The sequence below is a fragment of the Rhodococcus opacus B4 genome (assembly GCF_000010805.1).
Classification (GTDB): Bacteria; Actinomycetota; Actinomycetes; order Mycobacteriales; family Mycobacteriaceae; genus Rhodococcus_F; species Rhodococcus_F opacus_C.
Map to the genome: position 1 here is coordinate 1 of NC_012522.1, position 24,158 is coordinate 24,158.

General features: G+C 67.9%; 27 protein-coding genes and 1 pseudogene. 18 read left to right on the forward strand and 10 right to left on the reverse strand.

The features are described from left to right. Window positions 1–639: 639 nt before the first annotated feature. Together ROP_RS44995 and ROP_RS00005 are read left to right on the forward strand one after the other, a co-directional pair. Window positions 640–846: pseudogene (locus ROP_RS44995) on the forward strand (hypothetical protein); the annotation flags it as partial. Window positions 847–898: 52 nt separating this feature from the next. Then, window positions 899–1,303 (forward strand): Clp protease N-terminal domain-containing protein, encoded by a 405-nt coding sequence (locus tag ROP_RS00005; RefSeq protein ID WP_012687270.1) that lies wholly within the window; start codon window positions 899–901, stop codon window positions 1,301–1,303. Window positions 1,304–1,495: 192 nt separating this feature from the next. Here the strand turns inward: ROP_RS00005 and ROP_RS00010 are convergent, their stop codons facing one another. Beyond that, window positions 1,496–1,861 carry a type II toxin-antitoxin system HicB family antitoxin gene (locus ROP_RS00010; protein WP_012687272.1) on the reverse strand — a complete coding sequence of 122 codons (366 nt, stop codon included), beginning with the start codon at window positions 1,859–1,861 and terminating at the stop codon, window positions 1,496–1,498. A gap of 672 nt (window positions 1,862–2,533) precedes the next feature. Here ROP_RS00010 and ROP_RS00020 point away from each other — a divergent pair. The 3 genes from ROP_RS00020 (at window position 2,534) to ROP_RS44750 (ending at window position 4,106) form a co-directional block, all read left to right on the forward strand. Next, on the forward strand, window positions 2,534–3,160 hold the full coding sequence (locus ROP_RS00020; protein WP_012687273.1) for a nucleotidyltransferase domain-containing protein: 627 nt from the start codon (window positions 2,534–2,536) through the stop codon (window positions 3,158–3,160). Further along, window positions 3,160–3,567, forward strand: coding sequence for a hypothetical protein (locus tag ROP_RS00025; protein ID WP_012687274.1), 408 nt, complete (start codon window positions 3,160–3,162; stop codon window positions 3,565–3,567). The genes ROP_RS00020 and ROP_RS00025 overlap by 1 nt, the downstream gene beginning before the upstream one ends. A gap of 413 nt (window positions 3,568–3,980) precedes the next feature. Further along, window positions 3,981–4,106, forward strand: a complete 126-nt coding sequence (locus ROP_RS44750; protein WP_269454427.1) for a hypothetical protein — start codon at window positions 3,981–3,983, stop codon at window positions 4,104–4,106. 1,060 nt (window positions 4,107–5,166) lie between these two features. On the opposite strand, the gene ROP_RS00030 is transcribed toward ROP_RS44750, so the two are convergent. Both ROP_RS00030 and ROP_RS00035 read right to left on the reverse strand, forming a co-directional pair. Then, entirely contained in the window at window positions 5,167–6,435 is a 1,269-nt protein-coding gene (locus tag ROP_RS00030; RefSeq protein ID WP_012687275.1) for an MFS transporter, read from the reverse strand. Between the two features lie 4 nt (window positions 6,436–6,439). Further along, complete coding sequence (locus tag ROP_RS00035) at window positions 6,440–7,798, reverse strand: FAD-dependent oxidoreductase (RefSeq protein WP_043826080.1); 1,359 nt, start codon at window positions 7,796–7,798, stop codon at window positions 6,440–6,442. A gap of 102 nt (window positions 7,799–7,900) precedes the next feature. Here ROP_RS00035 and ROP_RS00040 point away from each other — a divergent pair, with 102 nt between their 5' ends. From ROP_RS00040 to ROP_RS00060, 5 genes are all read left to right on the forward strand, one after another. Continuing rightward, window positions 7,901–8,770, forward strand: coding sequence for a helix-turn-helix domain-containing GNAT family N-acetyltransferase (locus tag ROP_RS00040; RefSeq protein WP_043823946.1), 870 nt, complete (start codon window positions 7,901–7,903; stop codon window positions 8,768–8,770). Window positions 8,771–8,840: 70 nt separating this feature from the next. After that, complete coding sequence (locus tag ROP_RS00045) at window positions 8,841–9,614, forward strand: MerR family transcriptional regulator (RefSeq protein ID WP_012687278.1); 774 nt, start codon at window positions 8,841–8,843, stop codon at window positions 9,612–9,614. Next, window positions 9,611–9,928, forward strand: coding sequence for a hypothetical protein (locus tag ROP_RS00050; RefSeq protein WP_012687279.1), 318 nt, complete (start codon window positions 9,611–9,613; stop codon window positions 9,926–9,928). The genes ROP_RS00045 and ROP_RS00050 overlap by 4 nt, the downstream gene beginning before the upstream one ends. Window positions 9,929–10,048: 120 nt before the next feature. Further along, window positions 10,049–11,014, forward strand: coding sequence for an arsenic resistance protein (locus tag ROP_RS00055; protein WP_148222545.1), 966 nt, complete (start codon window positions 10,049–10,051; stop codon window positions 11,012–11,014). 100 nt (window positions 11,015–11,114) lie between these two features. Beyond that, on the forward strand, window positions 11,115–11,645 hold the full coding sequence (locus ROP_RS00060; protein ID WP_012687281.1) for a DinB family protein: 531 nt from the start codon (window positions 11,115–11,117) through the stop codon (window positions 11,643–11,645). A 19-nt stretch (window positions 11,646–11,664) separates the two neighbouring features. On the opposite strand, the gene ROP_RS00065 is transcribed toward ROP_RS00060, so the two are convergent. Further along, entirely contained in the window at window positions 11,665–12,669 is a 1,005-nt protein-coding gene (locus tag ROP_RS00065) for an alkylmercury lyase family protein (protein ID WP_012687282.1), read from the reverse strand. Beyond that, complete coding sequence (locus ROP_RS00070; RefSeq protein WP_043823949.1) at window positions 12,666–13,070, reverse strand: MerR family transcriptional regulator; 405 nt, start codon at window positions 13,068–13,070, stop codon at window positions 12,666–12,668. Before ROP_RS00070 ends, ROP_RS00065 begins: the two co-directional genes overlap by 4 nt. Window positions 13,071–13,195: 125 nt before the next feature. Between ROP_RS00070 and ROP_RS00075 the strand changes: the two genes are divergently transcribed. The 7 genes from ROP_RS00075 to arsA are packed head-to-tail and all read left to right on the forward strand — an operon-like array spanning window position 13,196 to window position 18,513. Beyond that, window positions 13,196–13,588 carry an ArsR/SmtB family transcription factor gene (locus tag ROP_RS00075; protein ID WP_012687284.1) on the forward strand — a complete coding sequence of 131 codons (393 nt, stop codon included), beginning with the start codon at window positions 13,196–13,198 and terminating at the stop codon, window positions 13,586–13,588. Continuing rightward, on the forward strand, window positions 13,585–14,700 hold the full coding sequence (gene arsB, locus ROP_RS00080) for an ACR3 family arsenite efflux transporter (RefSeq protein ID WP_012687285.1): 1,116 nt from the start codon (window positions 13,585–13,587) through the stop codon (window positions 14,698–14,700). The genes ROP_RS00075 and arsB overlap by 4 nt, the downstream gene beginning before the upstream one ends. After that, window positions 14,700–15,383 (forward strand): arsenate reductase ArsC, encoded by a 684-nt coding sequence (locus ROP_RS00085; RefSeq protein WP_012687286.1) that lies wholly within the window; start codon window positions 14,700–14,702, stop codon window positions 15,381–15,383. The genes arsB and ROP_RS00085 overlap by 1 nt, the downstream gene beginning before the upstream one ends. A gap of 58 nt (window positions 15,384–15,441) precedes the next feature. After that, window positions 15,442–15,852, forward strand: coding sequence for an arsenate reductase ArsC (locus tag ROP_RS00090; RefSeq protein ID WP_012687287.1), 411 nt, complete (start codon window positions 15,442–15,444; stop codon window positions 15,850–15,852). 17 nt (window positions 15,853–15,869) lie between these two features. Next, entirely contained in the window at window positions 15,870–16,289 is a 420-nt protein-coding gene (locus tag ROP_RS00095; protein ID WP_012687288.1) for a low molecular weight phosphatase family protein, read from the forward strand. A 20-nt stretch (window positions 16,290–16,309) separates the two neighbouring features. Next, the gene (arsD, locus tag ROP_RS00100; RefSeq protein ID WP_012687289.1) at window positions 16,310–16,729 is read left to right on the forward strand and encodes an arsenite efflux transporter metallochaperone ArsD; all 420 of its coding nucleotides are present in this window, start codon (window positions 16,310–16,312) and stop codon (window positions 16,727–16,729) included. A gap of 17 nt (window positions 16,730–16,746) precedes the next feature. Next, window positions 16,747–18,513, forward strand: coding sequence for an arsenical pump-driving ATPase (arsA, locus tag ROP_RS00105; protein WP_012687290.1), 1,767 nt, complete (start codon window positions 16,747–16,749; stop codon window positions 18,511–18,513). A gap of 185 nt (window positions 18,514–18,698) precedes the next feature. On the opposite strand, the gene nhaA is transcribed toward arsA, so the two are convergent. From nhaA to ROP_RS00125, 4 genes are all read right to left on the reverse strand, one after another. Further along, window positions 18,699–19,997: a Na+/H+ antiporter NhaA gene (gene nhaA / locus ROP_RS00110; protein ID WP_043823952.1), complete on the reverse strand. Its 1,299-nt coding sequence runs from the start codon at window positions 19,995–19,997 to the stop codon at window positions 18,699–18,701. A 159-nt stretch (window positions 19,998–20,156) separates the two neighbouring features. Then, window positions 20,157–20,378, reverse strand: coding sequence for a hypothetical protein (locus tag ROP_RS00115; protein ID WP_394855815.1), 222 nt, complete (start codon window positions 20,376–20,378; stop codon window positions 20,157–20,159). 64 nt (window positions 20,379–20,442) lie between these two features. Continuing rightward, window positions 20,443–20,883 (reverse strand): MerR family transcriptional regulator, encoded by a 441-nt coding sequence (locus tag ROP_RS00120; RefSeq protein ID WP_012687293.1) that lies wholly within the window; start codon window positions 20,881–20,883, stop codon window positions 20,443–20,445. A 42-nt stretch (window positions 20,884–20,925) separates the two neighbouring features. Beyond that, complete coding sequence (locus ROP_RS00125; RefSeq protein WP_012687294.1) at window positions 20,926–22,425, reverse strand: SulP family inorganic anion transporter; 1,500 nt, start codon at window positions 22,423–22,425, stop codon at window positions 20,926–20,928. A 320-nt stretch (window positions 22,426–22,745) separates the two neighbouring features. Between ROP_RS00125 and ROP_RS00130 the strand changes: the two genes are divergently transcribed. Further along, on the forward strand, window positions 22,746–23,573 hold the full coding sequence (locus ROP_RS00130) for a sulfite exporter TauE/SafE family protein (RefSeq protein ID WP_080512420.1): 828 nt from the start codon (window positions 22,746–22,748) through the stop codon (window positions 23,571–23,573). Between the two features lie 49 nt (window positions 23,574–23,622). Here the strand turns inward: ROP_RS00130 and ROP_RS00135 are convergent, their stop codons facing one another. Next, window positions 23,623–24,150 (reverse strand): universal stress protein, encoded by a 528-nt coding sequence (locus tag ROP_RS00135; RefSeq protein WP_012687296.1) that lies wholly within the window; start codon window positions 24,148–24,150, stop codon window positions 23,623–23,625. Window positions 24,151–24,158 lie beyond the last annotated feature (8 nt).

Sequence of the window (24,158 nt, forward strand, 5' to 3'; positions counted from 1 at the left end):
CGCGGCGCTGCTCCCGGCGCTCCGCGCCGGGAGACGGGGCGAGTCGCTGCGCTCCCCGCCAGGGAGCCGCTGCGCGGCTCGCAGTGGGTCCACTCCCGTTGCCGACGATCGAGTCGCTTCGCTCCTCTGAGTTTCCGAGATTAGGCTCTCACCAAATATTTTCATCGGCACGTTTGATCCGGTCCCCCACAGACGAACGAGGCTGGGGAGACGGGGTGGTGCGCCCGACCCGCCGCCCACTCGCCTTCCTGTGCCGCTCCATATCATACCCACAGCATACCACCCACCCCCACACAACCCAAAACATCGAAAACCTCAAATCATCCAAATCTATTGATCGACAACAACTTCCGAACCTTACAAGCTGGGGTTTGTGCACAAAACACGTAAAGACCTACTCACCAACTAATTACCGAAACATGTTGCAAATCAACGTCTTTCAAAAACGACTCAAAACCGGACGCAACAGACACCCGCGCGCCCGCCGGAACCCCGGCGCCGCCACTCCCCGAACAGGTCGCCGGCGACCCCCACATCACAAACCGGGGGCATGCCATCACACCAGGTCACAGCACTATTACGCCCACCGGTGCCGAGGTCGCATCGATCCCACCCCTAACCACCTACGCACCGCCCAGAATGGGCAGCAGGGAATTCAGCAGTAGTTCGCGTAGCTCGCGGCGACGCCTGGGAGGGAGCGCGTCATGGTGTTCGAGAGATTCTCCGATCAAGCCCGTCAAGTGGTCGTCCTCGCCGCCGGCGCCGCCCGCACCACCCACCAGAACTGGCGTCGGCACCGAACACCTGCTGGTCGGGATCTTCGAGGCCGGCGGCCGCGGAGCGGCAGCGCTGACCTCGTGGGGTGTCACCGCGCCGGCACTCGAGAGCAAGCTCGAGGGTGCCAGCGCACCGGCAGGCTCCGCCCCTGCCGCAGGGCACATCCCGAACACCGGCGAAGACGAAGAAGGTCCTCGAAGCCAGCCTGCGCCAGACCACCCTGCTCGGGCACGAGAAGATCGGCACCAACCACCTCCTCCTGGCCCTGCTCGACGACCCCGCCTCCACCGGCACTCAAATCCTCACCGACCTCGCATCCCTGCCCATCAGCGAGATGCATGAGCACCTCAGACGCGAACTGGCCCAGCAGCCCACCCCAGGCCCCGCCCACCGCATCCCCATCCGACTCAGCAACGACAAATACACCCGCGCCCACGCCGCCGCCCACACCGCCGGCCAGAACCTCGAAACCTCCGGTCCACGACCGCATCACCGACGCCCTCGAACAACCCGAATAGCAGGTTGACGCAGAAGATCGACATGGTCGACCCACGTCACGGCCGTCGAGAAATGAGTGCACATGCGCTACGAATTCCGCGTCGCCGACCTCTGTCGGACACACTCGCCGAAGCTTTCCCCGAACTACACCGCGCCGCCCTGCCCGACCAGACCCTGTTCTACGGCAACCACGTCCACTTCGGCATACCCTCCGGCACCCTCACCCCGCCTTCGTTTCGGCTCCCGTGCGGCCGCCGACGGGAGCGGAGAGTTTCTGGTTGACCAGCAGATTCAGCGAGACACCCTGCTCCTCGGCCTCGACCGCCAGCGTGCGGTGCACCCGCGGAGAGGTCCGCACGGTAAAGATGCCGCTGTAGGAGCGGTCAGCGATCGGCACGGGCGGCTGCTCGCCGGTACTCGCCATGTCCTCGAGGACGTCGCGGACGACGGCGACGATGCCGTCGAGGGCCTCATTCTGGGTTTCCGCGAGCCAGGACAGCGAGGGGAATTCGGCGACGATGCCGACGAACTCGCTGTCCGGTTCCGACCAGGTCACCCGATAGGTGTAATGCGATCCGTCAGCCATTGTCTGCCTCCTTCACGACCTTGTCGTAAGCGGCGAGGACCTGGTCGACCTGGTAAGGCTTGGCCTTGCCACCTTTGCTCTTCTGAATGTTCACCCGGGGGTCCCCGGGTCACGGCGTCTTGAACACCGCATGCGAAATGCCGTTCTGACGTGGATCCCCGAAGACGTCGCAGCAGAAGTTGAACAGCTCGGTGTAGGTCACGCTCTGCGGACTGGCGCGCATCCTCGCGAGGAATTTCGTCTACTTCGACACGCCGGCATGGTATCACCAGCGATACCACTCGGGAGTGGGCAGCACGAGGCCGCCTCGCGCGCGTGATCCGCCCGATCGCCGAGGTGCGCGGCAACGGTCCCAGGAATAGCTGACCTGAACACGACCGGATCGAAACGGGGACCGCGCGACTAGTCAGGCAGACATGAACCAAATACTTTGTAAACCAATCGTGTTGATCGAGGAGCTTGTCAGTTTCGAGAGTCGGCTGCACTGGAGTCAGTACTCGGCTGCACGGTGGGCGGTGTGGTGAGAAATCGGCACGCCCCCGAGGTTCGCCCGCCGTCCGACGAGCGCATGCGCGAAGGTCGCTTTCTGCAACCACGAGATCCTATCCCGTACTATAGTACGGGTAGACGTACAATAGTGCGTGAGCCTTGAGGCCTTGAGGGAACGGAATTATGGATCTGATTCGGCCGCTGCAGACAGTGACGCCCACGCTTGACGGTGATGTGCTCTCTGCGCTGGCGGCCGCATCTGAGGCGACATTCACGACGGGCCAGTTGCACCGGGTGCTGCACCACCATTCGGAGGAGGGGATACGGAAGGTGTTGCAACGCTTGAGCAAGCAGGGCACGGTGCTGTCTTCGAGGGTGGGAAACGCGTTCGTGTACCAGCTCAATCGTGAGCACCTGGCCTTCCCTCATGTCGTGGGTCTTGCCGACTTGTCTGGCGAGTTCCTGCGCAGGTTGGAGGCGCGGTTGGCCGGCTGGGAGATTCCCCCGGTGTATGCCGCTGTGTTCGGTTCGGCTGCGCGCGGAACGATGACGATCGACAGTGACATCGACATCTTCCTGGTCCGGCCGGACGACGTCGCAGAAGAGGAGTGGGATGAACAGGTGGCGGAGCTGATGGCCGAAGTGACCAGATGGACCGGCAACGATGCGCGGGATCTGCAGTTCGCGCAGAGCGAGATCGCCGGCCGCGGCACGGACGAGCCGGTCCTGCGGGATGTGGTGAAGGAGGGGCTGACGGTGGCCGGTTCACGGGCCGGTTTCACCCGGTTGCTGCGTCGGGGTAATCGGTAATGGGGCGGACGCGGCCGTGTGACCAGGCGGTCCGCCGAGGCCGGCTGAAAAAAGCCGAACAGTTCTTTCACCTGGCCGAGATCGGTCGCGACTTCGCCGACGAGCCGGACGGTGTCGACGATGCGGTCGTGACCTTGTGGGTGCACGCGGGCATCGCAGCCTCGGATGTCATCTGTTGCGCGCGACTGGGTAAGCATGCGCAGGGCGAGGACCACAAGGATGCCGTCACGGTGCTCGGGTCCGTCGACCCGACCACGGCGAAACACCTCAGCGTGCTGCTCGGCCTCAAGACGCGGTCCGGTTACACCGATATGCCGACGAGCCGCACCGAATCGAAGCGCGCCGAACGTGCCGCCGAAGCTCTGATAGAGGCTGCCCGTCGCGCGCACGCTCAGGCCGGAACGTAAGACTCGAAACTGGCGTCATCGGAGTCAAATCAGATCGAGCGAATAGAGCCTCGATCGATCAGTGACCTGAAGCGACGCACCCCGTAAATTCGGGCTGGAGCGGACACTCTGGGCGGGTCCGGGTCCGGGTCCGGCGTGACGTTTCCAGTCGCCGCCACATCGTGGGCGGACTGGTAGACAGACCAGGGGCGGTGGAACGCTCGGATCAGGAGGCCTCGATGCCGCGTCCGTCATCATGGGTGAGTACGACGGCGTCCGCCCTCGGTGGGGTGGCTGTGACCGATCCCGACCATGTTCACGTGGTGGTTACCCTGATCGTCACCGCAGGCGTCTACCGTGAGAGACGCCCTTCATCCGGTATCGCCGCCGATCCGGGCCCCTCCCCTCGCCGAGCCCCTGCCCGTGGAGCAGCCATGGAAATACTAGCCATCATCGTCGCCCTGACCACCGCCATCCTCATCATCCCCGGCGCCTATCTTCTGCTGTGCGCTGTGATACTCGTCGAACAACGTCAACTCGAAGCCGACCACGACCAGTAATGGCCACAGCCGTCTCGACTGCTGGTTCACCAAGGTCGCCATCAAACTCGAAACTCACTGGGGTAGAGGGAGTTTAGATAACTAGTTGACGTAATATTGGTTTTCGGCGCATGGCGGAGGTGGTCACTTTTGCTGCGATCGCGCAGCTGCGAGCACAGAACGCCCCACTGCCGAAGCGAGGAGCGTTCGTTGTGGGTGGGTGGGCGCGCAAGGCTGGAAACCGCTGGATAGGGCTGCCGACAGGGGTGCTTACGCCCCGGAGACCTCCTACACGAACCACTTCCCTCAGCTACTGCCTCGGGCACCCAATTCTGTCGCCGGTGATTGCGTCGACGCAACACCGAAGCAGGTGACCTGCACGGCGGCGGAGCTACGCGGAGGTTCCCCAGACATACGTCGGGCGGCGCCCTTGATGAAGGGGCGCCGCCCGCGAGCACGAACATCTGGTTACCAAGCTGCATGGTTGCGCGGGGTCAAATGTGGCCTCGGCGTCAGAGAACCCCCTCGTCCTGACGCAGGCCCACCGCGCTGAGCCCAGTTAGTGGGCCGTGCTTTTTGCGTCGGTGCCTACAACTCGTGCTGGGTGCCACGACCGAGAGGTGGAATCTTCTCTTCCGGTTCGACCTTGGTCTGCCGTGGATCCGTACCTCAGGTCTACCCCGCATATCCCATTAAGGCAATGGACGTGCATCCGAGCGCCCCGGGCGGGTCGCCGACCTGACCAGTTGGGTGCGACAGACCTCACCCCCGAGGCGTACAAAGGAAAGACACCGATGAGGCACTGCACGGTGGCAACAGAGTCCCCCACCCGCGCGAAATACGTGACTGGTGGAGCGATCTCCTCTCGTCCTACACACCGAGAGGACATCGCATGAGCGTTCTGTGGGTGCCGCGGGCACGATCGGATGCATACTGGGAGAAGTAAATCTGCGAGGAAACACACGCCGGCGAGAATGCCGAAGCGAGTGAATCCACAGCGGCTGCGAAACGCCCGAACCTGGTTGACCACAGCCGTGGGCTCCGCAACGTCGCCGACCCACCTGCGGATCACGGCGAGTAGTCAAGTCACCTCGGGCAGTTCGCGTGCCGGGTTGAGGACCCTTCTGCCCCTGCCCCTTTCGCCCACGCGGGGGATGCTCGCGGTTGCCACCATGGCGGCGAGCACGGCTGCGCCGGCGAGGATCAGGTACGCGTGGGCGTAGCTGCCCGTCCACGCTGACAACGCGGTCCCGGCCCACGGGGCGAGGGCCATGACGATGACGACCGGCGCGGACATCAGCCCGTTGAGGCGCCCGTAATGGGTGGCACCCCACCTGTCGGTGATCGCGGTGGCCTGGATCAGGGTGAAGATCCCGCGGACCAGCCCGGCGCCGATGGCGACCGCGATCAGCGCGACCATCGTGGACACGATCCCGAGCAGCGCGGTGGTGACCGCGGTCGCGGCGAGGATCATCACGATCCGGGTGCGGGCGGTGGTGCGCGCCGCGAGCGGCAGGTAGCCGATGCGGCCGAGGACCTGCCCGGCCCCACCCAACCCCAACGTCAGGGCCGCGAGGGACGGGGAGAAGCCCTGCTCGATCAGCAGCGGCACCAGGTTGAACACCCCGGCGAACGCGGCGAACGCCCCCAAACTCAGTGCGATCACGAGGGCGAGGAACGCCCATGAGCGGGAGGCATCGCGGTGATCGACCGGATGCGTCCCGGTCGGGACGAGTGGGTGCGGCCACCGCCCCCGCAAACCCAGCAGGTGCCCGGGCACGGTGACCACCGCCAAGATGGCGGCGAGCGCGAGATACGTGGCCCGCCAGTCGTACAGGTCCACCAACGCCGCGGTCAGCGGGGCGAACACGGTGCTGGCCAAACCCGCGGCCAGAGTGAGGATCATCAGCGCCTTCACGTAGCCGTCGCCGTACCAGCGGGTCAGCGCTGCGAACGCCGGCGGATACAGCACCGCGCCCATCGCGATCCCGGCGGCGATCCAGCCGGCGTAGAAGATCGGCAGGTTCGGGGCGGCCGCCACGACCAGCAGCGACGGGACGGCGAGGACGGATCCGGCGGTCATCACCGCCCGCGGCCCGATCCGGTCGATGATCCGCCCCACCGGGATCCCGGTCAGGGCGGCGGCAAGCTGGGACAGGGAGAACGCCGCCACGATCACCGGCAGCGACCACCCGGTGTCCGCCGAAATGGACACCGACAGCACCGGAAACGCGTAGTACAGGATGCCCCAGCTGGTGATCTCGGTCAGGCACAGCACCGTCAGGACCCGCCGCAGACCACCCCGATCGAGCGTCGGAGTGGTCTGCGGCAGGGCACTGGTGTCGGCCACCGATTTATCCGCCCGCGCGGGTAGTGGTGAGGCTGATCAGTGCCAGGTCCGGAGCGGGGCAGCACCCAGCGGGGGCATCCACGGCGTCGGCGGGGGTGTCGGGATCGTCGAACACCCCCGCCCCGCCACACACCCCGGTCTCGGGCAACGTGAGCTCGACCCGGGCGGCCGCGTCATGGTCCCCGTCGAGGGTGGCGGCGATGGAGCGGACCTGCTCGTAGCCGGTCATCGCCAGGAACGTCGGGGCGCGGCCGTAGCTCTTCATCCCGGCCAGGAACACATTCGGCTCCGGATGCGAGAGTTCGGCGACGCCGTGTGGGTAGACGGTGCCGCAGGAGTGCACGTTCGGGTCGATCAACGGCGCCAACTGGGTCGGGGCCTGCAGCACCGGGTCGAGGCCGAGGCGGATCTCCGACAACCAGGACAGATCGGGCCGGAACCCGGTGAGCACCACCACCCGATCGACGTCGTCGATGCGGGCACCGGTGTCGGAGACCAACACCACCCGGTCATCGTCGTCGGCGGGTTCGATGGTGGCGGTGCGGAATCCGGGAACCACAGTCAGCAGTCCGGCGTCCAGGGCCGCCTTGGCGCGCAGGCCGAGGGCGCCGCGGGCGGGCAGCTGGTCGTCGTCGCCGCCGCCGAAGGTGGAGCCGACGTCGCCGCGGCGCAGCACCCAGCTGATTCGGGTGCCCGGCGTCTGCTTCTCCAAGTCGGCCAAGGCGACGATGGCGGTCATCGCCGAGTGCCCGCTGCCGGCGATCACGATGTGCTTGCCCGCATACCTCGCTCGCACTGCCTCGTCGGCGAGGTTCGGGACCCGGTACTCGATGACATCGACGGCGTCGCGCTCGCCGAGGGCGGGCAGGCCCTCCCCACCGAGGGGGTTGGGGGTGGTCCAGGTTCCGGAGGCGTCGATGACAGCCTGGGCGGTGATGCGGTCCTCGGTGCCGTCGGCGCGGCGCAGGTGCACCGACAGTGGTTCGGTGTCGCGGCCGGCGTCGACGACCCGGTCGCGGCCGCGGCGGGCCACCCCGACCACCTCGGTGTTCAGCTGCACGATGTCGTCGCCGAGCGCGTTCGCCAAGGGGACCAGGTAGTCGCGGGTCCAGTCCTGGCCGGTCGGGTACGCGTCGTCGTCCGGGGCAATCCAGCCGGTTGCGTCGAGCAGGCGGCGGGCGGCGGGGTCGATCAGTTCACCCCAGCGGGAAAACAGCCGCACGTGATTCCACTCCGCGATCGCCGCACCGGCGCTCTCCCCGCGTTCGAAGACCAGCGCCGTCAGGCCTCGTTCACGCAGCTGTGCGGCGGCGGCGAGGCCGACCGGTCCGGCCCCTACGACGACTACGGGCAAGGTGTTCATCTCGAAAATCCTTCCATCGACGTTCATCGATCCTCTAAGTTGGGAGAGTATCGACATGTGTCGATGAATGCAACCATCGACGTATATCGATATAGTGAACCCATGACTTCCCTGGACATGCCGGACGTCCGCACCGCCGCGGTGGACTCCGTGGATGCGTTGGCGCCGGACGATGCGGCCACCTACGCCGGGTGGTTCGCCTGCCTGGCCGACCCGACCCGAGTCCGGCTGCTGCATCAGGTCGCCTCCCATCCCGCGGGCATCACCGTCGGTGAGTTGGCCGAGGCCCTGGGAATCGGGCAGCCCACCGTCTCGCACCACGTCCGCAAGCTCGCCGACGTCGGATTCGTCACCGCCGAAAAGAACGGCACCAGCACCGTCGTCGTGGTCAACCCGTCCTGCTGCACCGGCCTCCCGCACGCCGCCGATGCGGTGATGGGGGTGCTCACCCCGCGCCCGTGCTGCCCGGACGACCTCCCCGACGACGTGACCGTGCGCCCGATGCGTGAGCAGGACTGGGAGGCGGTGCGCCGGATCTACGGCGAGGGCATCGCCACCCGCACCGCCACCTTCACCACCGAAGTCCCCACCCGGGAAACCCTGGACGCGCAGTGGCTGCCCAGGCATCGGTGGGTCGCCGAGATCGACGACGTCGTGGTCGGCTGGGCGGCGCTGACCCCGACCTCCGGGCGGGACTGCTACCAGGGTGTCGCCGAGAACTCGATCTACGTCGCCGACGGGATGCGCGGGCGCGGCGTCGGCAAGGCCCTGCTGCGCACCCAGGTCATCGCCGCCGACGAGGCAGGTATCTGGACGCTGCAGACCTCGATCTTCCCGGAAAACCGGGCCAGCATCGCCCTGCACCACTCCGCCGGATTCCGCACCATCGGCGTCCGCGAACGCATCGCCCAACTCGACGGCATCTGGCGCGACACCGTCTTCCTCGAACGCCGCAGCGCCCTGACAGTCTGAGAGCACCCGGCGGTCTCACGCATCTTTCGACTTGACCTTCGAGTCGAGTTGAAGGTTTACCGTCGGTGGCATGAGCACGTACAGGATTTCCCAGCTCGCGGAGCTCTCCGCGGTGCCGGCCACGACCCTGCGGTTCTACGAGACCGCGGGCCTGTTGCCCGCGGCGCGGACCGCGTCGGGTTACCGGGTCTACGACGACGCCGCGGTGGACCGGTTGGAGTTCATCTCCTCGGCGAAACATCTCGGGCTGCCGCTCGAGGAAATCCGGGAGCTGCTCGAGGTGTGGGAACAGGGGGTCTGCGCGCACGTGCGGCAGCGGATGCTGCCGATGATCACCGACCGCATCACCGATGCGGACCGCCGGATCGCCGAACTCTCCGCGTTCTCGGCGCACCTGACCCGGGTCCGCACCGAACTGTCGCAGCCGCCGCCGGCGGGGGCCTGCGGACCCGACTGCGGCTGCCTTTCCACCGCCCCGGCGGCACCGGTCGCGGTCGCCTTCACCCGGACCCGACCCGACCCGGTACCGAAGAGCGACGGCAGACCGGAGATGCCGGTGGCCTGCACCCTGGGCGGTGACGAGCAGGGCGAGCGGATCCAGCAGTGGCGGCAGGTGCTGGACTCGGCGACAGGCCGTGAGGACATCGACGGCGGGCTCCGGCTGCGGTTCCCCGCCGACCCGGACCTGGTCGCCGACGTGGCGCGCCTCGCCGCGGCCGAGCAGGGCTGCTGCGCGTTCTTCGACTTCACGATGCAGCTGACTCCCGATGCCCTGGTGTTGAGTGTGCGCGCCCCCGGGGCGGCCGAGCCGCTGGTGACCGAGTTGTTCGGAGTGCGGGCATGACGGCGACCGGCCGACCCGGGGCCGCGCGGTGGAAGGCAGTCGGGGTGGGCGGCGCCGCGGTCGGGGCGTGCGCGGTGTGCTGCGCGGGACCGATCCTGTCGGTCCTGGGCGGACTGACAGCGGCGTTCGCGCTCGGGGCGCTGTGGGTGCCTGCCCTGGCCGTGGTGGCGCTCGTCGCCGCAGTCGCACTGGGCTGGACGCTCCGTCGTCGACGCTCCGCACCCGCGTCCTGCCCGCCCGCGCCGGCCGCGGATCTGCCGATGCCCACAATTCCCGGCGCCCTGGAGGAGCGGACCGCACCCGAGCCACGATGACCGGTCGCCGAACCGGGTGGGCGACAATGACGGCACCCGGGCGGAAGCGAGCGCGGGTGCGGAAACCGAACCGATGAGGGAGACGAGGCAGTGACGCAGCCGCAGGGTGTGGTCGCACGAATGGAACATCACCAGGTGGCGATCTACCTCGCGGCGATGGTCGCCGGCGCCGGGATCGGCTGGGCCGCACCGGCAGCGGGACCCGGTCTCGAGCACGCGATCAACCCGGTCCTCGGTGCGCTGCTGTTTGTGACGTTCCTGCAGGTGCCGGTCGCCGAACTGCTGCGGTCCCTGCGCGACGGCCGGTTCCTGACGGCCATCCTGGCGGTCAACTTCGTGGTCGTTCCGCTCGTTGTCGCCGCGATGTTCACCTTCCTCCCCGCCGATCAGGCCGTGCGGATCGGGGTGCTGCTGGTGTTGCTGTGCCCGTGTGTGGACTACGTGATCGTCTTCTCCGGGCTGGCGGGCGGCAGTAGCCGCCGCCTGCTCGCCGCGACCCCGCTGCTGCTGCTCACCCAGATGCTGCTGCTCCCGGTGTTTCTCGTGCTGTTCCTGGGTTCGGACCTGTCCGACATCGTCGAGGTCGGCCCGTTCGTCACCGCGTTCATCGTCCTGATCGTCATCCCCCTCGCGCTGGCGTGGGCCACCCAGTTCTGGGCGTCGCGTGCGGAATCCGGGCGGAGGACATCGGAGGCGGCGACCTCGCTGATGGTGCCGCTGATGGCCGCCACCCTGCTGGTGGTGGTTGCCTCCCAGGTGCCCAAGCTCGAGGGCCGGGTCGCCGATGTGGCCGCGGTGGTGCCCTTCTACGTGGTGTTCCTGGTGGTGATGGCGTTCGCGGGAATGCTGGTCGCCCGGCTGTTTCGGTTGGACCCGCCGTCCGGGCGGGCGGTGGTGTTCAGCGGAGCCACCCGCAACTCCCTGGTCGTGCTCCCGCTGGCTCTGGCACTGCCCGACCAGCTGGCGGTCGCCGCGGTCGTCGTGGTCACCCAGACCCTGGTCGAGGTCGTCGGCATGGTCGTCTACGTCCGCCTGGTGCCGCGCCTGCTGCCCGCGGCCACGGATACCTCTCCGGCACCGGCCTGAGCCGGACCTGCACTTCCGCCGCCGCTGGCTCGGCTTCACCCAATGGGCGGACAATGAGCCTCGGAGGGTGGGCCACGACGGTCGGTAGGGAGGTTCGCCCATGCCCGAGAAACAGCCGGTGGACCGGGCCGAGATCGCGGCCGACCTCGACCGGGCCCGGCGGACACTGCACGAGCTCCTCGATCACGCCACGGCGGCGGATTTCGAGCGCCGCTCGAACGGCACCCGCTGGACCAACGAACAGCTGCTGTTCCACATGGTGTTCGGCTACATGGTGGTGCGCCGACTGTTGGTGCTGGTCCGGGTCTTCTCCCGGCTGCCCGACCGGGTCGGCCGCGGCTTCGCGCGGGCATTGGACGCGACCACCCCGGTGTTCCACCAGATCAACTACCTCGGCTCGTGCGCGGCGGCCACCGTGTTCGACCGCCGCCGGATGGGCCGGCACTGCGACCGCGTCATCGCCAAGCTGCAGCGCTCCCTGGCCAAGGAGTCTGAGACGAACCTGCGGCGCAGCATGGCGTTCCCGGTGCGGTGGGATCCGTTCTTCGACGAGGTCATGACCGCCGAGCAGGTGTATCGATATCCGGGTAAGCACTTCGACTTCCACCGCGACCAGCTCACCCTCGGCTGAGCACACCGGCACCCCGCCATCAGGTGGTGAGCGCGCCGCCGAAGATTGTCGCCCCGAGCCGGGTGGCGTCGGCGAGGTCGACGACGATGCCGCCGACCTGCGGGTGCTCGTCGGCCCCCGACCGGGCGGTGCCGCGGTCGGTGAAGAAGTTCAAGGTGGTGCAGCACGTGTCCGCGGAGGGGCCGTGCCCGGCGTCTGCGCCGACGAACACCACCACGGTGGCCGGGGTCGCCACCGCGCTCTCACCGTGCACGGTCACGGTGATGTGCTCACCGGTGACCGGGTCGGCCGATTCGATCACCACCTCGGCGGCGAGCATCGCGGACATCCCCAGCGCATCCACAGCGCACATCGCGTACACGCCCGCCCCGCCCCCGATGCGCACCCGGTGCGGGGTCGGCGAGGTGGAGAACGGATAGGCCGAGGCGATCCGCCCGGCCGGATCGAGCCGGATCACGTCCGCAGTGTGCAACCGGGCCAGGACCCGCCGACCTGGCTCACCGAATTCGGCTGCCACCGAGTCCAGTTCGGCGTGCTCGGGTGGCGCTCCGCGGTCGGCGAACGCCCGCAGAATCGCGTAATGGATCGCCCGCTCGGCCGGAGTCCGCGGCCGCGCCGCATCGCGCCATCCACCCAATCCGGCCAGCGGCGATTCCGCCGCAGTACCCGCTGAGCAGCAGCCGCCCCGGCCGTCGGCGGGCTCGTCCGCCGTGTCGGCCGCCGCCGCGTGCAGCGCCTGCCGCAACGCCGCCACCGACGGGGCGCCTCCGACCCCGCCACCCTCGGCGGGATAGAGCCGGCAGGACACACTCGGCACCAGCCCGGGCGCGGCAAAAGGGTCCGCGCCGTCGACGAGCAGGGTGGGTGAGCCGGTCATGCCGGCGTCGGCGGCGACCGCCGGGTCATCGATCACCCGATGCGAGATCTCCACCTCGGACTGCTGTCCTGCCAGAACATTCTCGAGCCGTTGCTCGAGCAACGCCACGTGGGGGCAACCGGGAACCTGCAGGATTTCCAGCCTCATCGGTCATCTCCTTCGGTGTGCAGGGTGTGCAGCAGCGGGCAGCACCGGTCGGTGCGTGGCCGCTCGCACGTGGCGACGAGATCGGAGAGGGACCGCTGCATGCGTTGCAGGTCGGCGATCTTCTCGGCCAGCTGAGCGAGCTTGGCCTCGGCGAGTTCCCGCGCCGTATTGCAGTCATCCGGTCCGCCCTCGGCCAGATGCAACAGGTCCTCGATCTCGTCGAGGCTGAACCCGTGCCCCTGAGCCCGTTTGACGAATCGGACCACCGCCACGGCGTCGGCCGGATACGCCCGATACCCGGCCGGCGACCGCGGCGGCGGCGTCAACAGGCCGCGGCGCTCGTAGTACCGCAGCGTCTGCACATTCACCCCGGTGCGGGCGGCGACCTCACTGCTACGCATGCCGCCATTCTCAACCCCGTACCCCACTACCGAGTCAAGTCCGCACACGTCTGACGTCGACCTCGCATGGGGGCGTTCACCGATGTTCGTTTGCCTCCTGATTCGACCTCTGTCAATATCGACGTATGTCGAAACAAGAGGTGTCGGAGAGCGGTGCCTGCTGCTCACCCCTGGCACGCGAACCCCTGACCGAGGACTGGGCCGGGGATCTCGCCCGGATGTTCAAGGCGCTCGGTGACCCGGTCCGCCTTCGCCTGCTGTCGCTGATCGCCTCCCATGCCGGCGGCGAGGCCTGCGTGTGCGACATCTCCGCCACGATCGACCTATCCCAGCCGACGATCTCCCATCACCTGAAGGTGCTGCGCGCCGCCGGCCTGCTGGACTGCGAGCGTCGCGGCACCTGGGTGTACTACTGGGTGATCCCGTCGGCGCTGCAGCAGCTGTCCGCTGTGCTGCTGACCGAGAGCGGACCGGTCGTCCCGTCCGAGACCTGCACCTCCACGGAGGTTCCGGCATGAGCGAGGAAACCACCACCGATCACCCCGCCGTCGTCGGCAAACTCTCCACCCTCGACCGGTTCCTGCCGGTGTGGATCGGCGTCGCCATGGTCGGCGGACTGCTCCTCGGCCGGATGATTCCCGGGCTCGGGGACGCCCTGAGCGCCGTCGAGATCGACGGCATCTCGTTGCCGATCGCCCTCGGCCTGCTGATCATGATGTACCCGGTGCTCGCCAAGGTCCGCTACGACCGACTCGACACCGTCACCGGCGACCGCAAACTGCTCATCGGATCATTGGTGCTGAACTGGGTGCTCGGACCCGCCCTGATGTTCGCCCTGGCCTGGCTGCTGCTGCCGGATCTGCCCGAGTACCGCACCGGGCTGATCATCGTCGGCCTGGCCCGCTGCATCGCCATGGTCATCATCTGGAACGACCTCGCCTGCGGTGACCGCGAGGCCGCCGCCGTGCTGGTCGCGATCAACTCGGTGTTCCAGGTGATCATGTTCGCCGTCCTCGGCTGGTTCTACCTGTCCGTGCTGCCCGGCTGGCTCGGCCTCGAGCAGACCACCATCGACACCTCCCCGTGGCAGATCGCGAAGTCGGTGCTCATCTTCCTGGGCATCCCCCTGCTCGCCGGCTACCTCACCCGCCGCTTCGGCGAAAAAGCCAAGGGCCGCACCTGGTACGAAACCAAGTTCATCCCGAAGATCGGGCCCTGGGCGCTGTACGGCCTGCTGTTCACGATCGTGATCCTCTTCGCCCTGCAGGGCGACCGGATCACCTCCCAGCCGTGGGACGTCGTCCGGATCGCGGTCCCGCTGCTGGCGTACTTCGCGATCATGTGGGGCGGCGGCTACGCCCTCGGCGCGACCATGGGCCTCGGGTATGAGCGCACCACCACCCTGGCGTTCACCGCCGCGGGCAACAACTTCGAACTCGCCATCGCCGTCGCCATCGCCACCTACGGCGCCACTTCCGGGCAGGCCCTGGCCGGTGTCGTCGGACCGCTGATCGAGGTCCCCGTCCTCGTCGGGCTGGTCTACGTGTCCCTGGCGCTGCGCACACGGTTCACCCATTCCGCTGGTTTCACCGACACCCCCGCATCCGCATCTGTGACGAAGGAGTCCTGATGTCCGAGAACCCGCTCGATGAGGAACTGCGCTCCCAGGTCCATCGGGCGCAGCCGGAACTGTTGATGCCGCAGGCGGTCCTGTCCCGCACCGCGGAGGATCTGGCCGCCAAGTACACCGGGGTGTTCTCCCCGCAGACGGTGGAGCGGTACGTCTTCGAGTCCTACACCGCGCTGCGCCGGACCGCGAGGGTGCACACGCACCTGACCACCTTGGCGGGCCGGTTCGCCGCCGACCGGCTCACCGCCCTGGCCCAATCCCGCGGTGCGGCACCGAAGGATGTGCCGGAGGTGCTGTTCGTCTGTGTCCACAACGCCGGCCGCTCCCAGATGGCCGCCGCCCTGCTCGATCACCACGCGCAGGGGCGGGTGCATGTTCGTTCCGCCGGCTCGGCACCGATCCACGCGATCAACCCGACCGTGGCCGAGGCGATGACCGAACTCGGTCTGGACCTGGGCGCCGAGTACCCCAAGCCGCTGACCGACGACGTCGTCGCCGCCGCGGACGTGGTGGTCTCGATGGGCTGCGGCGACGCCTGCGCGGTCTACCCCGGTAAGCGATACCTGGACTGGGCCCTCGACGACCCCGAAGGCCAACCCCTCGAGGCGGTGCGGGTGATCCGCGACGATCTCGACACCCGGGTGCGACAGCTGCTGCGCGAGCTCACCACCGTCCCCGCCTGACCGAACCGGCCGGGCCCACCGACGTTCTGTTCACGTTCCCCCGAAAGGACCTCCGTTCATGTCCACCACCCCGAGCGTGTTGTTCGTCTGCGTCCATAACGCCGGCCGCTCCCAGATGGCCGCCGGATTCCTCACCCACCTCGCCGGTGATCAGATCGAGGTCCGCTCCGCCGGATCCGCCCCAGCCGATCAGGTGAACCCGGCCGCCGTCGAGGCGATGGCAGAACTCGGCATCGACATCAGCGCCGAGTCCCCGAAGATTCTCACCGTCGACGCGGTACAGGCCTCCGACGTGGTCATCACCATGGGCTGCGGTGACACCTGCCCGGTCTTCCCCGGCACAAGCTACCGGGACTGGGTCCTCGAGGATCCGGCCGGTCAGGGCGTCGACGCGGTCCGCCCGATCCGTGACGAGATCAAGGCCAAGGTGCAGGCGCTGATCGCCGAACTCGTCCCCGCCACCGCCTGAGAGACGGAGACGAGACGATGAGCACACCCTCCGTGTTGTTCGTGTGCGTGAAGAACGGCGGCAAGTCCCAGATGGCCGCCGGACTGATGCGCAAGGCCGCCCGTGACACCGTCGAGGTGTATTCGGCCGGCACCAAACCCGGCACCGCCGTCAACGCCCTCTCCGCCGAATCTCTGCTCGAGGTGGGTGTCGACATCACCGGGGAGACCCCGAAGCTGATCGACCCGCAACTGGTCCGCGACGTCGATCTGGTGGTCACCCTGGGCCGCGAGGCCCGCGTCGACCCGGTGGACGGCACCCGGTTCGAGAACTGGGACACCATTGAGCCGTCCGAGCGCGGCATCGACGGGATCGAGCGGATGCGGCTGGTCCGCGACGACATCACCGCCCGCGTGAATCAGCTCGCCGCCCAACTCCGCACCACCCACCAGTCCTGAGATCGGCCGAGGAGAACACCATGAGCACCATCGAAATTTTCGAACCCGCCCTGTGCTGCAACACCGGCGTCTGCGGCGACGACGTCGACCAGGCGCTGGTCACCTTCTCCGCCGACATGGACTGGGTCCGCTCCCAGGGCGGGGACATCGCCCGGTTCAACCTGGCCAGCGAACCCCTCGCGTTCGCCGAGCGCGAACCCGTCAAGGGGTTCCTTCAGGTCGCCGGATCCGAGGGCCTGCCGCTGGTGCTGGTGGACGGGGTGACCGCGCAGACCGGCCGCTACCCCGACCGCGCCCAGCTCGCCAAGTGGGCCGGCATCGGCACCGACACCCCGTACGCAGGCGCACCGGCCGGGATCTCCACGCTCGGGCTCACCGACACCACCGACGCCGGGTCCTGCTGCGCCCCCACCGACACCGGCAGCACCAGCTGCTGCTGAAAGGCTTTGAACCGCTCATGAAGTTTCTTCTCGCCCCGCCCCGCTTCCTGTTCTTCACCGGTAAGGGCGGGGTCGGGAAGACCTCGATCGCCTGCGCCACCGCCATCACGCTTGCCCGCGCGGGCAAGCGGGTGCTGCTGGTGAGCACCGACCCGGCCTCCAACGTCGGGCAGGTCTTCGGGCTGACCATCGGCAACACCGTCACCGAAGTCCTCACCGTTCCGGGCCTGTCGGCCTTGGAGATCGACCCCGAGCAGGCCGCCGACGCCTACCGGGAACGCATCATCGGACCCGTCCGCGGGCTGTTACCGGAGAAGGAACTGGCGTCGATCACCGAGCAACTGTCCGGGTCGTGCACCACCGAGATCGCCTCGTTCAACGAGTTCACCGCCCTGCTCACCGACCACGACACCCTTGCAGACTTCGATCACGTGCTCTTCGACACCGCCCCCACCGGGCACACCATCCGGCTGCTGCAACTGCCCGGGTCGTGGACCGACTTCCTGAACGAGGGCAAGGGCGACGCGTCCTGCCTGGGCCCGATGTCCGGGCTCGACAAGCAGCGCAGCATCTACGAGGGCGCCGTCGCCGCCCTCGCCGACCCGCAGCGCACCCGGCTGGTGCTGGTCGCCCGGGCGCAGCGGTCCCCGCTCGCCGAGATCGCCCGCACCCACACCGAACTCGCCGACATCGGTCTCACCCGTCAACATGTGGTGATCAACGGTGTCCTGCCCACCCCCACCGGTGGGGACGAGTTGGCCGCCGCCATTCACCAGCGGGAGCAGGCCGCGCTCGCCGACCTGCCCACCGAACTGGCCGGGCTGCCGCTCGACCTGGTCGAGCTCAAGGCCACCAACATGGTCGGCATCAGCGCACTCGAGGGCCTGTTCACCACGAACCCCGACACCCCGCAGCCGGACTCGGCGCCCGCCCCCGCGGTGCCGGAGGCACCGCTGTCCGCTCTGGTCGACGAACTCGCCGACGACGGGCACGGCCTGATCATGTGTATGGGCAAGGGTGGGGTCGGCAAGACCACCCTCGCCGCCGCAATTGCTGTCGCCCTCGCCCAGCGTGGCCACCAGGTGCACCTGACCACCACCGACCCGGCTGCGCATCTGACCGACACCCTCGACGGAAACCTCGCGGGCCTGACCGTGTCGCGGATCGACCCCGCCGAGGCCACCGACGCGTACCGGCAGCGGGTGCTGGCCACCAAGGGCGCCGCCCTCGACGAGCAAGGCCGCGCCACCCTCGCCGAGGACCTGGCCTCCCCGTGCACCGAGGAGGTCGCCGTCTTCCAGGCGTTCTCCCGGATCATCCACGAATCACGGAGGAAGTTCGTGGTCGTCGACACCGCCCCCACCGGCCACACCCTGCTCCTGCTCGACGCCACCGGGTCCTACCACCGGGAGATCGCCCGGCAGATGGGTGACAACTCGAATTTCACCACCCCGTTGATGCGGTTGCAGAACCCGCAGGAGACGAAGGTTCTGCTGGTCACCCTCGCCGAAACCACCCCCCGCCTCGAGGCCGAAGGCCTGCAGACCGACCTGCAGCGCGCCGGGATTGCGCCGTGGGCGTGGGTGGTCAACAACTCCCTCGCCGCCGCGGCACCGACGTCGCCGTTGCTGCGGCAACGGGCCGCGACCGAACTCGAGGAGATCGGCGCCGTCACCGCAGCGCACCCCCGGTTCTCGGTGGTGCCGAAACTGGCCACCGACCCGGTCGGGGTCGATGCGCTCACGGCGATGGTCGGAGCTGCGCAGACGATGCCGGTGAACTGACCCCACGGTGGTGGTGCCGATCCCACCACTTTGGGGCGGCTGACTGCCCATCCTCGACGAAGCGCGCTCCGAACGCGGGTTTGAGCCAGAGGGTGTCGCGCGCGTGGGGAGAGCCTGCTCGGCGTGCATGCGTTCATGGACGAATTCCGCACAGGCGAGGCCACCGCACAGCGGCGCGGCACGGGCTACTGATAGATGTCGGGGATGCCGTCGTGGTTCATGTCGGCGGTTTCGCGGTCGGCGATGCGACGGTAGGCCCGATTCCGTAGCCGCAGCAGGATCGCGGCGAGCAGGGCGGCGGTGAGGGTGCCGGTGAGCACCCCGATCTTGACGTGATCGCTGCGCAGGACGTCTCCGGCGAAGGCGAGTTCCCCGATGAGCAGCGAGACGGTGAATCCGATGCCGCCGAGCATGGCCACCGCGATCACGTCCAGCCAGCTCAGATCCTCGTCGAGCTCGGCTCGGGTGAATTTCGCGATCAGCACGCTCATCCCGGTGATGCCCACGACCTTGCCGATGACCAGGCCGGCGACGATCCCGAGGGCGACCCGGTCGCCGAGGGTGTCGACGAATCCGTCCAGGCCGCCGATGGTGACCCCGGCGGCGAAGAACGCGAAGACCGGCACCGCGAACCCCGCGGACAGCGGCCGGATGCGGTGTTCGAAGTGTTCGGCCAAACCTGGGCCGGCGTCGGGCCCGCCGGCGGCGGCGCTGCGCACCACCGGGACGGTGAACCCGAGCAACACTCCGGCGATGGTGGCGTGCACCCCGGATTCGTGCACCAGCCACCACGTCGCCGCCGCCAACGGCAGCAGAATCCAGAACGACCGGATCCGTTTCTGAACCGCGAAACCGAACGCCGCCAAAGGAATCAGCGCCAAACCGAGGTAGGTGAAGTCGAGATCGTCGGTATAGAAGATCGCGATGACCGTGACCGCGAGGAGGTCGTCGACGACGGCGAGGGTAAGCAGGAATGTGCGCAGCGCGGCCGGCAGGTGCGTGCCGATGACGGCCAGGATCGCGACCGCGAACGCGATGTCGGTGGCGGTGGGGATCGCCCACCCGTTCAACGCGCCGCCGCCGGTGCCGAGGTTGATCGCGACGAAGATCAGGGCCGGGGCGATCATGCCGCCGATCGCGGCCATCACCGGCAGCGCGGCCCGGCGCGGATCACGCAGGTCGCCGGCGACGAATTCGCGTTTGAGTTCGAGACCGACGACGAAGAAGAAGATCGCCAGCAACCCGTCGGCGGCCCAGGTGCCCAGGGTCAGATTCAGGTGCAGGCTGGGCGGGCCGACCGTCACCTCGCGCAGCGAGTGATAGGCGTCCGACCAGGGGGTGTTGGCCCAGATCAGGGCGGCGGCCGCGGCGATCAGCAACAGGACACCGCCGACGGTTTCCTTGCGGAGAATTTCCGCGACTCGCGCGGTCTCCGGCCAGGACCCGCGGGAGAGCAACGGCAGACGGGACAAGGGTGCGTTCATCACTGACTTTCGGCTGGGCGCACCCACCTCTCAGGGTGAGTGCGCAGACAACGACCCGCGGCACGGGGCGGTTCGCACGAGGGCAGGCGAGAGATCCACGACACGGGTGCGGTGCAGCACACGTCGATCGGTGATCGGCGCGTGTGGTGTGTGGACGGGTCAGTGAGCTGAGGGTGGGCAGCCGGCGAGTTTGCCGTGCGCGTTCGTTCCCCACGAGGTGGTGTATCCGTTGGTGCCGCCCGGGCGCAGGTTCTCCTCGAAGAACACCATCGACGGCTCGTGGAACGTGCCCGGGGTGCCCACGGCCGCCGACACATCCGAGTGCGCGAGCGCAGCATCCGACCCGCTCCGGGCGGTCGCATACTTGAGCTGCACGATCATCATTCTACGGGCGCAGTCCCGTACCGCGGCGTGCGGCATCGACGGTCTCGGAACCCTCTGAAACTCAGGGCTCGTCGACCACTGCCGCGGCGGCTGTCTCGCCGGCGGCGTGGTCGGCGAGCAGCGCGGTCAGCTCCTCGGCGTAGGCGACCTGTTTGCGCAGTTTGCGGCAGCTCTCCTCCGCCCGGGTGTGGCAGTCGGTCACGAACGCCTGCGCCGCGACTCGGTCGTGACCGGATCCGGTGGTGTCGAGGATGTCGAGGGAGTCGAGGAGCTGGCGCATCTCGTCGAGGGTGAAGCCCAGCGGTTTCATCCGCCGGATCACCAGCAGCCGCTGGACGTCGGCGTCGGTGTAGAGCCGGAAGCCGCCGGCGCTGCGTTCGGACGGGGTGACCAGGCCGACCTCGTCGTAGTGGCGGATGGTTTTGATCGACAGTTCGGTGCGTTCGGCGACCTCACCGATCTGCATGTGCCGATCCGTCGACACCTCGACGCGACCTGTCATCTCGTCACTCCTCCGCCTGTCCCTGCTTTCCGGACCATGATGTCAGTGACCGGCGCCCATCTGCCCGCTCAGGCGCACGTGCCGCTCGGAGGAGGCCGCGTTCAAACCGACGATGGTGACGGTCTTGCCCTTGGCAGCGTATTTGGTGGTGATCGCGTCGAGGGTCGCGACGGTGGAGGCGTCCCAGATGTGCGAGTCGGACAGGTCGATGACCACGTTTTCCGGGTCTCCGACGTAGTCGAACTGGTAGATCAGGTCGTTGCTGGAGGCGAAGAACAGTTCGCCGCGGACGGCGTAAACGCGGGTGTTCTCGTCGGGGTGGGCGATATCGACGACCTCGGTCAGATGCGCGACCCGGCGGGCGAAGAGCACCATCGCGGTGATCACGCCGACGATCACCCCATAGGCGAGGTTGTGGGTGGCGACGGTGACCGCGACGGTCGCGAGCATGACGGTGGTTTCGCTGCGGGGCATGCGCCGCAACGTCTTCGGGGCGATGGAGTGCCAGTCCATGGTGCCGACCGAGACCATGATCATCACCGCGACGAGGGCGGCCATCGGGATCAACGCGACCACGTCGCCGAGGCCGACGACGAGGATCAGCAGGAACACCCCGGCCAGGAAGGTGGAGATGCGGGTGCGGGCCCCGGAGACCTTGACGTTGATCATGGTCTGGCCGATCATCGCGCAGCCGCCCATACCGCCGAACAGGCCGGTGACCAGGTTCGCGATGCCCTGTCCCCAGCCCTCGCGGGTCTTGTCCGAGTGGGTGTCGGTGATGTCGTCGACCAGCTTGGCGGTCATCAACGATTCGAGCAGCCCGACCAGTGCCATCGCCAACGCGTAGGGGGCGATGATCGAGAGGGTGTCCATGGTGAACGGCACGTCCGGGATCAGCCAGGACGGCAGGCTCGAGGGGAGTTCGCCCTCGTCGCCGACGTTCGGGACGTTGAGCGCGAAGAGCACGGTCGCCGCGGTGAGCAGCACGATCGCCACCAGCGGCGCCGGCACCACGGTGGTGACCTTCGGCAGCAGCACCATGATCAGCAGCCCGACCGCGACCATCGGGTACACCAGGACGGGGACGTCGATCAGGTGCGGCAACTGGGCGGTGAAGATCAAGATCGCCAGGGCGTTGACGAAGCCGACCATCACACTGCGCGGGACGAACCGCATCAGTTTCGCCACCCCGAGCAGACTCAGGACGATCTGCAGCACCCCGGCCAACAGGACGGCGGCGATCAGGTAGTCCAACCCGTATTCGCGTGAGAGCGGGGCCACGACCAGGGCGATCGCCCCGGTGGCCGCGGAGATCATCGCGGGACGACCACCGACGATCGCGATGGTCACCGCCATCGTGAACGAGGCGAACAACCCGACACGCGGATCGACCCCGGCGATGATCGAGAACGAGATCGCCTCCGGGATCAGCGCCAGTGCGACCACCACACCAGCAAGAATCTCGGTCTTCAACCGGCGTGGTGACCGCAGGGCGGCCCGGACCGAGACGTCCTCGGGCGGCAAATCGAGTTGTACTGGCATCAAAAAGCTCCGTTCGCACCCGACGCACACACGGATGCCTAGACATCGACGCCCGACCGGCGTCACAAAGGATCGAGCGGCAACCACAGCCGAAGCACCACTGCTCACGACCGGCCCACGCAGAAAGACTGCGTCGGCAGCACCGAAACACCGAGACTCTACCCTAACGGGAGGGTAGAGTGCGAATTGGCTCGGCCGGAGGCCGGTCGGTGTCGACGGTTGGCGATACGGGCGGGCACACGGTCATCTCGTTCCGGCGACCTGTTGGTCTCGCAGTACGTTGGGCGGATGAGAAACCGTCGGCGCCGGTGCGCAGTGCGATGAGCTCACCTGCCAGGGACTCGGTCGGCGCCGGCATATCGTCGGCGCGTAGGTCGCTGCCATGGGCGGTGTCCACCGGGGCCTCGATCGGTGTGCTCGGCGGCATGATCGGTCTCGGCGGTGCCGAGTTCCGGTTGCCGGTGTTGATCGGATTGTTCGGTTTCGTCGCCTTGCAAGCCGTGATCGTGAACAAGGCGATGAGCCTGATTGTGGTCCTCACCGCGCTCCCGGCCAGGCTCATGTCGGTTCCGTATGCCGACCTGGTCCCGCACTGGTCTGTCGTGGTCAACCTGCTGTGCGGCAGTCTCGTCGGCGCCTGGGTGGGGGCGACCTGGGCGACGAAAATGCGGTCGGCCACGCTCTACAAGGTTCTGGCCGTGCTGCTGGTGGTGATCGCGATCGCGTTGGGGGCGAGCCACTTCGGTGAACTCGGCACACTCGACCTCGGCCCGCTCTCCCGGACGATCGCCGGGTTGATCGCCGGATTCGGCATCGGGGTCGTCGCGGCGTTGATGGGTGTGGCGGGCGGTGAACTCCTCATCCCGACGATCGTGCTTCTCTACGGGGTGGACATCAAGATCGCCGGGAGTTTGTCGTTGGCGGTGTCCTTGCCGACGATGCTGGTGGCCTTTGCCCGCTACAGCCGAGATCGGAGCTTCGGCGTGCTGAAGGCGAACGGGCGCTTCGTGATCGCGATGTCCCTCGGGTCGATCATCGGAACCGTGATCGGCGGCTTGTTGCTCGGGGTGGTGCCGGAGACCGTGCTGATCCCGCTGCTGATGTTGCTGTTGCTGGCATCGGCGGTCAAGGTGTGGCGGCACCACTGACCGTCACCCCACGGCGTCCCCCATCGTCGATGTCGGCCACGCACCGCTCTCACCCCGCAACAGGGACGAGCAGGACGGGGCGGCGGGCGTGGTGGACCAGTTTCGAGGACACCGATTCGCCGAGGAACCGCTCGAACAGGGACATCACACCGCCGCGGGAGGTGCCGATGATGATCATCAGGGCGTCGTTGGCTTCGGCGATCGTGGTCAGCAGCTGTGCCGGGTTTCCTTCCCGCGAGTAGTAGGTCCAGTTCCCGGGCAGGGTGGCCAGCATGGTGCAGGCCTCGGTGCGCTCGGCTTCGACGGCGTCGGCGAAGCGTTGTTCCCAGTCGTCGCGGTCGGGTTCGACCGGCATGTCGTCGACGTCGACGATGTGGGCGACGTGCAGAAAAGCATCGAGTCGGCCGGCGAGGTCCATCGCGTAGGTCAGGGCGGCGTGGCTGGCGGGATGCCGGTCAAAGCCGACGACCAGATGGCACACCGCGGGTTGCGGGGCGGTGGGTCCGTCCACGCGCAGCGGGGTGCGCCAGTCCCGCAGATTGTCCCGGGTGGCGTGGTGATTTTCCTTCTTGGTCATTGCTCTTC